The organism is Enterovibrio qingdaonensis, from assembly GCF_028683135.1.
GTDB lineage: Bacteria > Pseudomonadota > Gammaproteobacteria > Enterobacterales > Vibrionaceae > Enterovibrio > Enterovibrio qingdaonensis.
The window spans coordinates 66,173-79,868 of sequence record NZ_JAJUBB010000022.1 but is presented as its reverse complement, the minus strand read 5'-3'; the positions used below and the strand labels follow the sequence as shown (position 1 = coordinate 79,868).

Genomic DNA, 13,696 nt, shown 5'->3' with positions numbered 1-13,696 from the left:
CTGTAATCGCAGTGCCTTTTTCTTTTGCTGACAAAGTAAAGGGGCATTGTTAATAAAATTATTAGCTGTGCCAAAATATTGCGAAAAGAGACATTCACTTCGGAAGTGTCAGTGTATATTGGACGTTCAGTTGGCGGAAAAGTAGAACAATGAAGACGTTATTTGCACATAGAGGCATGTCCTCACTGGCTCCAGAAAACACACTTGCGGCTTTCTCTCTGGTTAAAGAACACGGCCTGAATTGGATTGAATGTGATGTCGACGTTCTTGCGGACGGCACCATTGTTGTCAGCCATGACGACACCCTCGACAGATGCACAAACAGAACAGGTAGCCTCTACGATCTCACCATGGAAGACCTTGACGATATTGACGCAGGAAGCTGGTTTGGCGATGCGTTTATAGGCGAGCGTATCCCTACATTTGACCAGCTTATCGCGTTGGTTAACGAGCACAAACTCAACATCAATGTGGAAATTAAGTCTTGTACCGCAGGGCTTGTGATGACTGAAAAGCTGCTTGATGGCGTTGTCAAAGGTCTTGAAAACCTCCACGATGATTGTGACTTGTTAGTCTCTAGCTTCAATCCGTTAGTGTTAGCGGAGTTTAAGCGTCGAAGCCCAGACACTGCGGTTGCCTGTCTATTCGACAAAGATACGTTGCACCCTGATTGGCTGTCTATTCTTCAAGCGTGTGGCGCGGAGGCTATCCATTTAGAAGATATCAGCGTGACGAAAGAACGTGTCATTGAAATGAAGGAAAAGGGCTTCATGGTCAATGTTTACACCGTTAACAACCTGTCCCGAGCCAACCAGCTATTTAATTGGGGTGTTGATGGCGTGTTTACCGACATTGGTCAGTCATTTCCATCGCGGTATCGCCCCTTGCTGTAATTGATAGGTATTACCTATGGTAATGATGCGGTAGGACGATTTTTCTTGTTGGAGTCATCTGCGTATTCTGTATTTAAAAGGTAAGGGGAAACACCCTACCAACCAAATAGCAGGGGATATGACAATGACTTCAATAAACATCGGTATTGCTGAGAAAGACAGACTGGCCATTGCAGAAGGCCTAAAACACTTACTGGCTGATTCTTACACTCTGTATCTGCAAACGCACAACTTCCACTGGAATGTGACGGGCAAGCAATTCCGCGAACTGCATGTCATGTTTGAAGAGCAATACAATGCTCTTGCGTTAGCGGTTGATGAAGTGGCTGAACGTATTCGTACGTTGGGCGTTGCAGCACCTGGCACGTATAAAGCATTTGCAGCGTTGAGTGCGATTGAAGAAGTAGAAGGTGTGCCTTCTGCCGATGAAATGATCGACATCTTGACGCGTGGTCATGAGCAAGTGGTACGTACATCACGAGATGTATTGAAGCTGGCGCAAGAAGCGGATGATGAGTCTTCGGCGTCCTTGGTGTCTGACAGAATGCGTGAACATGAGAAAACCGCGTGGATGCTAAGAGCCATGCGCGAAAACGGCTAAAATAAACTGTTCATTAAAAAGGGCTGTGTATGACACAGCCCTTTTTTCGTTTTTTGCAGGAAGAAAGCTAAGACGTCAAAAAAGCTAAGACTTCGAGCTCTTCAGGGCCTTTTGTGCCAAGGCATCTGTGAGTGAGTGCATTTCTGGCAAAATCCGATGAATAAGGTGCAGTTGTTGAAGCACCATGCGCGCTGAGCTGCTCTCTTCTTCCCGCCATCGTTCGAGGTGTTTGCCTAGCGCACTGCTCAAGCAAGGCGTTGCGTCTACTTTTGTGCCTGACAGCTTTTCAATTAGGCAGTCTAATTCTTCATGAATACCGCGGTGCGCTTTCGACACCAATTCGTGAATACTGTCATCATCCATTTGCATGCGGTGTGCACCCAAGGTTGAAATGTAACTCAACATGGCTTGGTTTAAGCACAAGAAACGGAAGCTCTCATCAATGGCAGTGCGGTAGCGACCGGGTTCTGCAAGCATGTTACTGATGGCAGTAGTTAGCTGAGCATCATTGTTATGCGCTTCACGTCGGGCAACACGGTATGCAACGGTATCGCGCTTTCCGATACGGTACTGACCAATAATCTGCCCTAAATAATCACGGTTCGCTGCCACTGAATCCTTCATGATCCCGCGAAGGCGGTGCGCCTGCCAATCTGGCAAAATGTAGCGTACAGCAACTACTGAGAGTAAACAGCCTGCCAGCGTGTCGCCCAAGCGAGGCAGTATCACGGCGAAGCCTTCACCCAGTTGGTTGAAACACATCAGTACCAGCAAGGTGATAAAGGCCGTCGCGGTAGCGTAGTGCGTGGTTCGGAAGGCAAAGAAAAGCACCCCAAATAAAACCATCAACACCAATTGGCCTGTTAAATCAGGGAAGAAGGTGAGAAGGGGCAAGCCAATCACCAAACCTGCCAACGTACCCGTAATACGCTCGGTGAGCTTGCTTCGCGTCATCGCATAGTTTGATTGGCAGACAAACAAGATGGTAAGCAAAATCCAGTAGCCGCGCGTCAAATCAAAGCCTTGAATCACACCATAACCTGCCGCAAGTGCAATACTAAGGCGCACTGCATGGCGGAAAAGCAACGATTTGGTGGTCAACTGCGCGCGAATACGGGAAACCTTGTCGCGAAAGCCGTGCGCATCAGGGTCTGCAATCTCTTTGTCTTCATCCGTCTGCGTTGCGTCAGGGTTGCTGATATTGGCTAACTGTCGTTCGACTGTCGCAAGGTTTCTGAACAAATAATCTAACTGACCTTGCAGCGGTTTCCACTCGGGGTTGTCCTGTGCTTTGATGAACTGCAGCGACTCATTAAGCTCGTCCAGAGCCTTCACGCTCTCTTCGCCGTGTTTATAGGGCTGTGCGAGCGTCAGGCATTGAGAGACTTCCATACAGGCTTTCGCTTGCAGCCTCATCAAATATTGAAGGCGGAAAAGCACATCACTGTGGAAGAAGACCGCCGCGAGTTCTTGATAGCGATAGTGCGATGAACTGGCGCGTTCATGAATATCCTGGGCGAGGAAATAGATCTTAAGGAACTGGCGCCCCTCGCTGCTAAGTCGGCCACCACGAACGCGGTTAAGCAGGGTCGCTTTCGCTACATTCAGTGCATTGACGACAACGGCATTCTCTTTTGCGTTGCGAAGGCGAAAAGGCTGCGGGGTCAAATCTTTGCTCGGGTGGAACATGTTCGATTTTTGTTCGAGAAAACCAGACAGTGTCTTAAACACATTCGCCAAGCTTTGTTGAACTGGCTGCATTGGCCAAAACAAGAGCCAGACCAGCGATATTGCACCGTACCAGACCGCACCCGCAAGCAGCAGAGAGGGCTGATACCAGATCGATGGAGAATGGTGTGCCCCTAACATGGTGTAAACGGCTATCAGCAATGACGCGAAGGCAATACTGGCATAACGCGGCCCTATTGCTCCCAGCATAATGAAGCCAAATGTGGAGCTGGTTAAACCAAGCACGAAGAGTATTGGGTAGTCGAAGAGCAATTCGACAGACAGCGTGGCAATCGCAAAACAGAACAGAGTGGTAAGCAGGGCAGATACGCGCCCTGAGAAGTTGTCATCTGTTTCTGCTAAGGCCGAAGCAATAACGCCAAGAACGAGGGGGGTAATGGCTTCTGAGGCCCCTAACCACCAACAGGGAATGGCAACGCCAACCAATGCGAGAAAAACACGAACACTGTAGTTGATGCGGCTGTTTGCCCAATATTCACGAAAAGAGAGAGAAGTGCGTTTCGAAATCATGACTGCATAGAGAGATAACCGATGCCCGTAAGATAGCAGATTGGAAGGGGCTTCCAAGGGGCGAGATCAAAATCGTTCCCTATTTCTGAATTTATTCGGTCAATTGAGTGATTATGCTGGGGTTTTATCCAGTAGTGCATGAGAAAAATGCCAGAACTTGGTATGCTGACAACTCGACTCGCAACAATAGTTTACCGACATGATACTCAGTGCCAATCGCTTGGCTCAGTGGCTGGTGCAAGGTGACCGCTTCAGCGTAAAACTCGAAGAATTCAACCTTGTCTTTGAATCAAAGCATTTCACCGAAACCGTTCCTTTTGCCATTTGGGATGGTCAATGCCAGATCACTCGTGGATTATGGTGGGGTAAAGTCACTTTTATCGTTTCTCCTTCTGATCAGCCCGCCAAATCCATCACTGTGCATGGGCTTCCTTGGCGGCAGTTGTCTGCATTTGCTGAGCATTTGACGGACGCTTATCAAGCCTGGTTGTCCAAACAGCAGAGTAAATTCTTCCTTGTAGAACCCGTATTCAAAGAACTGACGCAAGAACTCAATGCCTTCACCGGTTATTTGCGCGACGACGATTTGTCTGCGTGGAAAGTGAAAGCGGAAAAGCTGCTCGCAGAGAGTGAAGTATCACCACAGGTTATCGCTGCGACAAACCCTTCTCTGTACCAATCGTTTTATGCATGGCTTCAGCAAGGGGATGCGAAAAAAGCGGTAAGGAATGATGTCTGGAAACACGAGGAGCTGGAGCGTTGGTCAACGTGGTTTGATGGCATAGAGTCTTCGCCACTCAATCCGTCGCAGCGTGAAGCCGTGTTAATGGATGACAACCACAACTTATTGTTGGCCGGTGCAGGGTCCGGTAAAACCAGCGTGATCATGGCAAGAGCCCAGTACTTAGTGCAGAGCAAGGCCACCCAAGCTGATCGTATTCTCATGCTGGCATTTGGTAAAAAAGCCAGCGAAGAAATGAAATCGAGACTGACCCGCGCCCAGCTAGGCAGTGTTGACGTGTCGACCTTCCACAGCTTCGCAATGCGTGTCGTCAAAGAGGTTTCTGGCAACAACCCTGTGATCTCACCACTGGCGACTGATGAAGAAGCCAAAATGAGTTGGATGACGCTTTGGCTTGCAGAAAACCTTTCTGTCCCCGCGACCGAAAAACGCTGGTTAAAACATCTAGAGCAGTGGCCAATTTCAGGGCTGTCGTTAGACAGACCTTTGGCAGAACAAGCCCACGAGCCACGATTACACAGAGGGTTATGGCGACATCTTGATTTATTGAATCAACAAAAATCTTCGCTAACTCATTTTAAAAAGGCAGTTAAGGGTGACGCCAAAGCAGAAAGCGAGTTGGCACTCGTCTGGCCGTTGGTGAAACATTATCAGGATACGCTATCAGACTCTAAATCTTATGACTTTGAAGGGTTGATTCGCGAAGCAACGAAGCTGCTTTCAAAAAAATCAGTCACATTTGGCGCAACGTACGATCATGTTATGGTCGATGAATATCAAGACATCTCACCGTCGCGTATGGCATTGCTTGATGCATTGTGCGGTGGTAAACGCGACCGCGCGCCTGCGCTGTTTGCGGTAGGGGATGATTGGCAAGCAATCTACCAATTTGCGGGCGCAGATATTCGACTGACCACGGAGTTTCTCCAGCGATACCCGAAAGGCGTGATTGGCTATTTAGATACCACTTACCGTTTTAACGCCCAAATAGGTGCAGTTGCTAATGCCTTTATTCAGGCCAACCCTGCTCAGTTAGAGAAACCGCTAAACAGCGTTAAACAGCAAAAGAAAAAAGCCGTGTCGCTTATCAGCGAAGACGAGATCCAAACCCAACTGGAAAAAGTCGCGAAAGAGGTGGGTGACAAGTCAGCGAGTGTGATGTTTATCGGCCGAAACCATGCTAATAAACCTGAGTCATTTTCAACGTGGCAAAACGCATGGCCTTCGCTACAACTCTCCTATGTGACCGCCCATGCGAGCAAAGGGCTTGAGGCGGATTATTGCTTTATTGTGGGCGTGAATGACGGCGTATTCCCTGCAAAGCGCAGAGATGAAGGCCTTGAGGCTGCCTTGCTTTCAAGTGATGACACCTTTGAGCATGCAGAAGAACGTCGACTGTTCTACGTTGCTTTAACCCGAGCGCGCAAGGCATGCTGGGTTTGCTGTCACCCCGAAAAACCGTCGGTGTTCGTTATTGAACTGGCGAGAGACTACCCCGTGGTATCGAAGTTATCGCGAAAGGTGTTGGCTGAGTCTTAGTTTTGGACAAAAGTGAGTTGGAGGAGTGCTCAAAGCTGTTGACTTCGGATAAATTTCATTTTTGGAAACCTTGGAGTTTCATTAGTAGGGCTGATAGGCCGAAATCCTATGCCTGCGTGCTATCAGAGAAGAGGTCAAAAATCGATTTACCAATTTCGGCTATTGACAGATTTCGTTTATCCATTGAAGCATCTGTTTGACCAACATCGATAGTGACAATGAATGGAAATTGTTTGTCTCGCTAAACTACTGCAGTAATACTCCTCGCACCGAAACAGCCAATGCCTGAATTGCCTCCAATTTCCCAGCCAAGGGTAATACCAAACGCAATAAGTTACCTGCCACTTCCGACTACGTCTTGCTAGTGAGATATGGTTAACTTATCTCAGCCAAGAGCCACACTGTTAAACATGTGTGCTATCTTATTTATTCCCCCATTGCTTAGTGGGGACCTCTTGTACCCTCCCGAAATGACGCATCGGCCTGAACTCGTCGCCCCCTAAGCCTATATCCAGCTAGGTTCATTATGTCTACGTTATCCTCCTTCGAGACTCCCACACTTGACGTGCAATTGGTAAAACAGTTTTCAAAACTGTACTTGATCCAATCAGGTTACGAAACATTGCCAACGGCCATTGTTTACTGCGAAGCGAACTTTGGAGAAATTGATGGAAAAACCGCGAATGGTCTTATTCGACACTCTCCAAACTTTCGTATTCTTTCTGTCATCGATAGTGAGAAGTCGGGATTAGATTCTGGCTATGTGCTCGATGGCGAGTGCAACGGTATTCCAGTTTGTGCCAGTTTGAAGGACGCAATTGACAATGCCGGCGGCATCCCCGATTACTTCATTTTCGGTTTGGCACCATCAAGTGGTATGTATTCAGAGTCTGAGAAATCACTCATCCTTTATGCAATGCGACTAGGTATGAATATTGTGAACGGTTTGCATGAGTTTCTAAATGATGACCCTGTTTTTATGTCTGCTTCCGACACCCTCAACGTCACCATTCTTGATATTCGAAAACCTCATGCGAAGAAAGACTTACAAACGTTTAGCGGGATCATTCATCGGGTTGGCTGCCCTCGAATCCTTGTGGCAGGCACTGACTGTGCGATCGGCAAACGCACCACAGCGACACTGTTAGTCAGTGCTTTACGGGAACGCGGTCTGAATGTCGTGCTCATTGCGACAGGACAAACCGGCATCATGCAAGGTGCACGCTATGGTGTTGTGATGGATGCCATTCCTTCCCAATTTTGTGCTGGTGAACTTGAATCACTCATTGTGAGTGCTTATGACGCGGAGCAACCTGACATCATTATTATTGAAGGGCAAGGTGCACTCAGTCATCCAGCCTTTACCACGAGTGCTGCGATTCTGCGGGGCTGTGCACCAAATGGTGTGATTTTGCAACATGCTCCGAAACGGCATCAACGAAGTGATTTTGAAAACATGCCGATGCCTTCGGTTCAATCAGAAATCGACCTCATTGAACTTTTTGCTGACGTTCCGGTGCTGGGTATCACGCTAAATCATGAAGGAATGACCTCACAAGAAATTGCTGAAACGATCAAAGAGTACAACAAGGCGTTTGAGCTGCCGGTGACAGATGCTCTCTCTCTGCCTCCTGAACGTTTATGCCAGATGGTCTTCAATCGTTTCCCTGAGCTAAATAAGCAGCTTCCCGTTATCACGCCATGATCTCGCCGCGGTTAGTAATAGACTGCAAAAAACTCAAGCACAACGCACAATGCTTGATTGAAAGGCTCTCTTTGCTTGGTATAGCCGTCACGCCAGTGATGAAAATGACTCAAGGGGACCCTTGTTTGGCGAACCTTTTTCTTGAGGCCGGAGCAACGACGTTAGCGGACTCCCGCATCGAGAACATTGAAAGACTGCGTAAAGCAGATATTCATGTGCCCATTCTGCTTACCCGTACGCCAATGTTAAGTCAGGTCGAGCGGGTCGTCGAACACTGTGAAATTAGCGTGAATACGGAGATAGCGGCGATACATGCCTTGTCGCTGGCGGCAGAAAGGACAAGGCGATCCCATGGCGTGATCATCATGGTTGAATTGGGGGACTTACGCGAAGGGGTCATGCCCAATCTGCTGGAAAAGGTGATGAGATATACCCTGAGCCAGCCCAATATTACGCTTGAAGGGATCGGCGCAAATTTAACGTGTCGGCATGGTGTTTCGCCGGACAATGCAAAAATGTCACGCCTCTCTGAGTTGGCAAAGGCCATGGAAGCCATTTTTTCTGTTTCACTCCCAATCGTTTCTGGTGGAAACTCAGCGAATCTTCTCTGGGCAATGGGAGAGCACAAAGCCAGTCGGGTTAATCACTTGAGGCTTGGAGAAGCTATTTTCCTTGGAAGAGAAACGCTCGCGCAAACAAGGGTACTGGATTTGTATGAGGATGTTTTCACACTCTATGCCGAAGTCATTGAGGTGAATCGAAAACCCTCTCTACCTTGGGGAGAAATACGCAAAAATGCCTTTGGCGAATACAAAAAATATCATGATCGCGGAGAGGTCAATCAGGCAATACTCGCCATTGGCCGACAAGATGTTTACCCACAAGGGCTCACACCGCCAAAAGGAATCAAGCTACAAGATGCCAGCAGCGACCATCTTATTGTAGAAACCGCCGATAATTCCTTGAGCGTGGGAGAAGAGGTAGCATTTTCTCTGGATTATGCTGCTCTCCTTTCTGCCATGACATCGCCTTACATTACGAAGGTTTACGCTTAACACACACCAACATATGGTCTTTAGGCTAACAGCACTGATTCAAGTTACTGAATGGAGGGTCAAAAAATGCCTAACAATAATCAATTGTCCAATAACCCTTGGGGTGGTAATAAGTCGCCTCCCAATCTCGGTGAAATAATTAAAAACATTCGAGATTTTAAAAAAATACTGCCGGGTGGAAACCCGTCTAACTTCTTCATTATTATTGTTATTTTACTTGTGGCGTTACTAATAAAAAGTGCCATATATACGGTGCCCAGCGATTCAGTTGGCGTCATTCAACGGTTTGGGGAATACGTACATATTGTGTTACCCGGTCTGCATTTCAAACTTCCCCTTGGCATTGACTCGGTCGAAATTGTCCCGGTCAAACGTCAGCTCAAACAAGAGTTCGGGTTTTCAACGCCAGAGGCGAATGACCCATACCAAAGCACCCGGCTCTTCGACCAAGTGAGAGAAACGCAAATGGTGACGGGCGATCTGAATGCCGCTTTGGTCGAATGGGTTGTGCAATATCGCATCTCAGACCCCGTTAAGTATCTGTTTGAAGTGCGGCAACCGAGCGCAACGTTACGTTATGTCTCTGAATCGGTGATGCGCGAGGTCGTTGGTGATAGAACGGTTGATGAAGTCATCACTGTTGGTAGACAGGACATTGAATCAGAAGCACTGATCAAAATGCAGGAGCTATCCAGAAAATATGAGATGGGCTTTAGTATCGACCAAGTGCAATTGAAAAACATTAACCCGCCAGTTCCTGTTCAGGCTTCTTTTAATGAAGTGAATCAGGCTAAGCAAGAAAAAGAAAAGCTAATCAATGAAGCGCGCAGGGATTACAACAAAATCATTCCCCTTGCTCTGGGCGAAAAAGACCAACAGATCCGGCAAGCCGATGGTTATCGGTTAAAACGAATTAACGAAGCAGAAGGTGACGTTTCTCGATTCAACGCGCTTTATGCGGAATATCTGAAAGCGCCTGCGGTCACCAAAAGAAGAGTTTATATCGAAACTATGCAGTCTGTACTGCCAAAAATTGATAGCAAAATCATCATTGATAATAATTTGGAATCTATTCTGCCGCTACTCAACATTAAAGACGGACAGGGAGAAGGACAATGAAATTCAAAACCATTGGGGTGGTGAGTGCCCTTATCTCTGTCGTGACGTTGGTGTTATACAGTGCGCTCTACACGGTGGATGAAGTGGATCAAGTGATCATTACGCAGTTTGGTAAACCCGTCGGTTCGCCAGTGGTGACGCCTGGGCTAAACATCAAGGTGCCATTTATACAGAAAGTCAATGTGGTTGAAAAACGGGTGCTGGAGTGGGATGGCGCCCCTTCTGATATGCCAACAAAAGATAAGCTTTATATCTCTGTTGAATTATTTGCCCGATGGAAAATCGTCGACCCGCTGCAGTACTATCTTCGCCTCAGAGATGAGCGCAGTGCCCAGTCGAGGCTCGATGACATACTCGGCAGCGAAACCAGAAATGCGATTGCAAAACATGAATTGATAGAGGTGATCCGCACAACGAAAGACAGAGTGCCAGTGCGAGATGGGTTAATAGGCAACATGGAAGAGACGATAAAAATTGGCACTCTTGTGCCTATTTACAAGGGAAGGAAACGGGTTGAAGAAGAGATCTTTACCTCGGCAGCCCAAAAAATACAGGTATTTGGCATTGAGCTGCTTGATATCCGCTTCAAACGTATTAATTACAATGAAAGTGTCCGTCCAAAAATCTATGAACGCATGATCAGTGAACGTCGCCAGATCGCTGAACGTTTTTTATCTGAAGGCAACGGCGAGTCAGCAAGAATTCGCGGTGACAGAGTGAGAGAGTTGGATAAAATTCAGTCTGAAGCTTATCGAGAAGTGGAAGAGATCAGAGGGGCAGCGGACGCCAAAGCCGCCGAGATATACTCACGGGCATACAATCAAAGTGATGAGGCGGTTGAGTTTTTCGAGTTCATTAGAACATTAAGGTCATACGACACTGTTTTTTCCGACAATACGTCAGTCATTCTCTCGACAGATGGGGCTTTGTTTAGGCTTCTGAATGGCTTTGAGAAACTTTCGCCGCAGCAAGATACCAATCAATCAGAAGATTAACAGTGGAAAGGGAAATACGGACAGACGCTTTTAGAAAATCATAAATTAGTCAGTTTCATTGTGATATCGACGCAGTCTCATACTGCTTCATCGAATGTGAAATGACGTACTGGCCACAGTGTGTTGAATCGTATTGATAGCCAAAAAGGATACGACATTCGTGACTAAATCCCGCGCCTCTCTCATCAGTGTTGATGAGGCTGCAGGCAAAAGCTACGAACACCGAAGGTGGCATATGCTGTGTGTCCCAAAAGCGGAAAAGTAAGTGTTCGGATTATAAAAAGTAGAGTGAATAGGAGACTTTTAAATACCTCATCAAAAATGATGCTGGCTCACTTTGGGGCAGAATCGAGCCAGAAACACGCATAGCGTATAGTCAGTATGCATTCGACGCAGTGCGAGGAAGAACCAATCAAGCGGCGTGCGACTCTCTATCACGGTATCTGTCTGCGATTTCAGTAAACTCTTTCTCGCAGACCAAAAACGCTTCCACGACGGCAGGGTCAAAATGGGTACCATTGCCTTCCAATATTATGCTTTTAGCTTTTTCGTGGCTAAAGGCGGGTTTATAGACGCGTTTCGAAATGAGCGCATCGTAAACATCCGCTAACGCCATCAAGCGACCTGACAATGGGATATCTTCGCCAACCAACCCTTGCGGATAGCCCGAACCGTCCCACTTTTCATGGTGTGTTGCGGCGATTTCTTTGGCAAAGCGAAGAAATGCGATGCCGTCTGCGTTTTTCTCAGTGATGGAGAGGGCATCGGCTCCAAGCTGGGCGTGCATTTTCATGATTTCAAATTCGTCGTCAGTGAGCTTGCCGGGTTTGAGCAATATGGCATCTGGGATACCCACCTTACCGACATCATGCAAAGGGGCAGATTTGTAAAGAAGGTCGATGGTCGCATCGGACAAGTAGTCTGCGTATTTGGGTGTTTTTCGCAGCTGCTCGGCGAGAGCTTTGACGTAACATTGGGTGCGAAGAATATGGGCTCCCGTCTCATTGTCTCTAACTTCAGCGAGCGTGGACAAGCCGATAATCGTTGCATCACGAGCTTTATTGATTTCGTCATAGCTTGTTTGAAGTTCGCGAAGCATGACGTTGGTGTAATAGGCGACCACGCCGAGTTCACCAGTGTGGTTTGATGGAAGCTGACCACTAAAGTCACCGTTTGATGCCAGCGTCATGGATTGAATTTGTTTCTGCAATTGCTGGTGGATTAACGCAATACCGTTTTGTGTGATAACGGCGATATACGCCAGCACAATAAATGAAACGTACACGAACTCCTTCAAAATGCTGTCTATGTCTGCGATAGCGGGTTTGTGCTCGGTGTGCTCTACAAGCCAGAGCAAATCTTTTGTCACCACCAGCCCTAATAAAACCGTCACCATGATGACGAGCAGCATCGCACCTAACCCTGCTTGTTTAGCAAGAGGGACGACGTTCTCTGGTTTAATGAGTGTGTCTGACGTTTTTGGGGCTTCGTGGCGAAGGCTCGAGATAGAAAGATCGAGACTGATTACGATGCCGAGCAACGTAAAGCCAAAAATGACTTTTAAGTTACTGTCGAGGGGAAAACTGTAAAGAGCATTATACCAAGCTGCGAGACAGATACCGGCGAACGTAAAGAAGCCAATGCTGGATGTGAGGCTCATTTCTTTGTGTTTAGCGGCATGATTAAGTTGCCTGATAAAAAACAGAACGATAAAAAGGGTCGCGGTTTGGATGAACAAGACAGTGGGTGGGAGTGTATCGAGAAAGGGGCAAACCCTTGCACCGTAGAGTGTAAAAATGATGACGCCGATAGCGTAATGAAGTACACCACGGGTTGGCGTAAAACGAAGACGATTTTCAGCGAGCTCATTCATGATGGCCATTGCCTATAGGTAAAGGATGTCTTAAAAATAAGACCATGGATGTCGTTAGTATATTTCAAATTTTCACAACCGTTTGACGCCGCACTCAAGCAAGGTTTGTGTTGCAGACTGATTTGAGATGACGACATGGTATTCGTAAGGTGTAATGTTGTTTGTTGCTCGCGCATCTGGTTGACGGAGAGCTTCTTTGGTTAAAGAACCAAACGCTTTAAATGTCGGTGATGAGTGATTTCCGGTAACCGCGATTCCCAATTTGGTGCATAGCGCAAGGCTATCCATGACGGACGCTTGTAATGTGGTTTCGTTCTTCCACTCCAAAGATAAAATGGCGAAATAATATTCGTTGTTTAGGTATATCGTCCCTTTTTCAACAGATTGCCGCTCTACACCATCTGTTGATGTCCACGATTCGGTGAGCCCCAGAATAGAAAGGTTTTGCTTAATTTTGCTCGTTGGTGAGAGGGCATTATTTATGCTTTCTTCAGCAAATGCAGAAGATTGAGCACTGAGGAGTAAGAGCAAGAAAACGTAAGCATACTGACATCGATTCTTCACGTGACCATCTCAACAAATTCATAGACTGGTCTTTTAGATTGTAGTCATTGATGCTTAAAAGTGACTATGTGCTGACATATTTAACAGTTAACTCATTAAATGGTCGATAATTTGATGCACCTAGCGGTGCCCGAAAAGTGACTAACATTCAATGAAAACTATGAGTTTTATCACCATATCACATTGAAATAATGTCATCTTTTGCCTATACGTTATTAATGCGAAAACTAGGTTTAGATGCGTTTTCTCACATTCTAAGTGTAAAAAAAGCAGACAAAAATCCAACGCATCGATCGCGGTGATGAATCATCCCACCTGCGATTTTTATTCTGCATTACCGGCGAGGGCGTT

Annotated in this window: 10 protein-coding genes; 7 read left to right on the top strand and 3 right to left on the bottom strand. The window is 46.9% G+C overall.

Annotated elements, in window-relative coordinates:
- Window positions 1-149: 149 nt before the first annotated feature.
- Together LRP49_RS21410 and LRP49_RS21405 are read left to right on the top strand one after the other, a co-directional pair.
- Complete coding sequence (locus tag LRP49_RS21410; protein ID WP_274144823.1) at window positions 150-893, top strand: glycerophosphoryl diester phosphodiesterase; 744 nt, start codon at window positions 150-152, stop codon at window positions 891-893.
- Between the two features lie 124 nt (window positions 894-1,017).
- Window positions 1,018-1,494 carry a Dps family protein gene (locus LRP49_RS21405; protein WP_274144822.1) on the top strand — a complete coding sequence of 159 codons (477 nt, stop codon included), beginning with the start codon at window positions 1,018-1,020 and terminating at the stop codon, window positions 1,492-1,494.
- An 84-nt stretch (window positions 1,495-1,578) separates the two neighbouring features.
- Here the strand turns inward: LRP49_RS21405 and yccS are convergent, their stop codons facing one another.
- Complete coding sequence (yccS, locus tag LRP49_RS21400) at window positions 1,579-3,753, bottom strand: YccS family putative transporter (protein WP_274144821.1); 2,175 nt, start codon at window positions 3,751-3,753, stop codon at window positions 1,579-1,581.
- Between the two features lie 199 nt (window positions 3,754-3,952).
- Here yccS and helD point away from each other — a divergent pair, with 199 nt between their 5' ends.
- The 5 genes from helD (at window position 3,953) to hflC (ending at window position 10,908) form a co-directional block, all read left to right on the top strand.
- On the top strand, window positions 3,953-6,034 hold the full coding sequence (gene helD / locus LRP49_RS21395; protein ID WP_274144819.1) for a DNA helicase IV: 2,082 nt from the start codon (window positions 3,953-3,955) through the stop codon (window positions 6,032-6,034).
- Window positions 6,035-6,560: 526 nt separating this feature from the next.
- Window positions 6,561-7,739, top strand: a complete 1,179-nt coding sequence (locus LRP49_RS21390) for an N-acetyltransferase DgcN family protein (protein ID WP_274144818.1) — start codon at window positions 6,561-6,563, stop codon at window positions 7,737-7,739.
- Window positions 7,736-8,794, top strand: a complete 1,059-nt coding sequence (locus tag LRP49_RS21385; protein ID WP_274144816.1) for an alanine/ornithine racemase family PLP-dependent enzyme — start codon at window positions 7,736-7,738, stop codon at window positions 8,792-8,794. Before LRP49_RS21390 ends, LRP49_RS21385 begins: the two co-directional genes overlap by 4 nt.
- A 66-nt stretch (window positions 8,795-8,860) precedes the next feature.
- Window positions 8,861-9,913 (top strand): FtsH protease activity modulator HflK, encoded by a 1,053-nt coding sequence (gene hflK / locus LRP49_RS21380; protein ID WP_274144815.1) that lies wholly within the window; start codon window positions 8,861-8,863, stop codon window positions 9,911-9,913.
- Window positions 9,910-10,908, top strand: coding sequence for a protease modulator HflC (hflC, locus tag LRP49_RS21375; RefSeq protein ID WP_274144813.1), 999 nt, complete (start codon window positions 9,910-9,912; stop codon window positions 10,906-10,908). The genes hflK and hflC overlap by 4 nt, the downstream gene beginning before the upstream one ends.
- Window positions 10,909-11,320: 412 nt before the next feature.
- Here hflC and LRP49_RS21370 read toward each other — a convergent pair whose 3' ends face one another.
- Both LRP49_RS21370 and LRP49_RS21365 read right to left on the bottom strand, forming a co-directional pair.
- On the bottom strand, window positions 11,321-12,781 hold the full coding sequence (locus LRP49_RS21370; RefSeq protein ID WP_274144812.1) for an HD domain-containing phosphohydrolase: 1,461 nt from the start codon (window positions 12,779-12,781) through the stop codon (window positions 11,321-11,323).
- Between the two features lie 72 nt (window positions 12,782-12,853).
- A complete protein-coding gene (locus tag LRP49_RS21365) occupies window positions 12,854-13,345 on the bottom strand; it encodes a hypothetical protein (protein ID WP_274144810.1) in 492 nt (163 codons plus the stop codon).
- Window positions 13,346-13,696 lie beyond the last annotated feature (351 nt).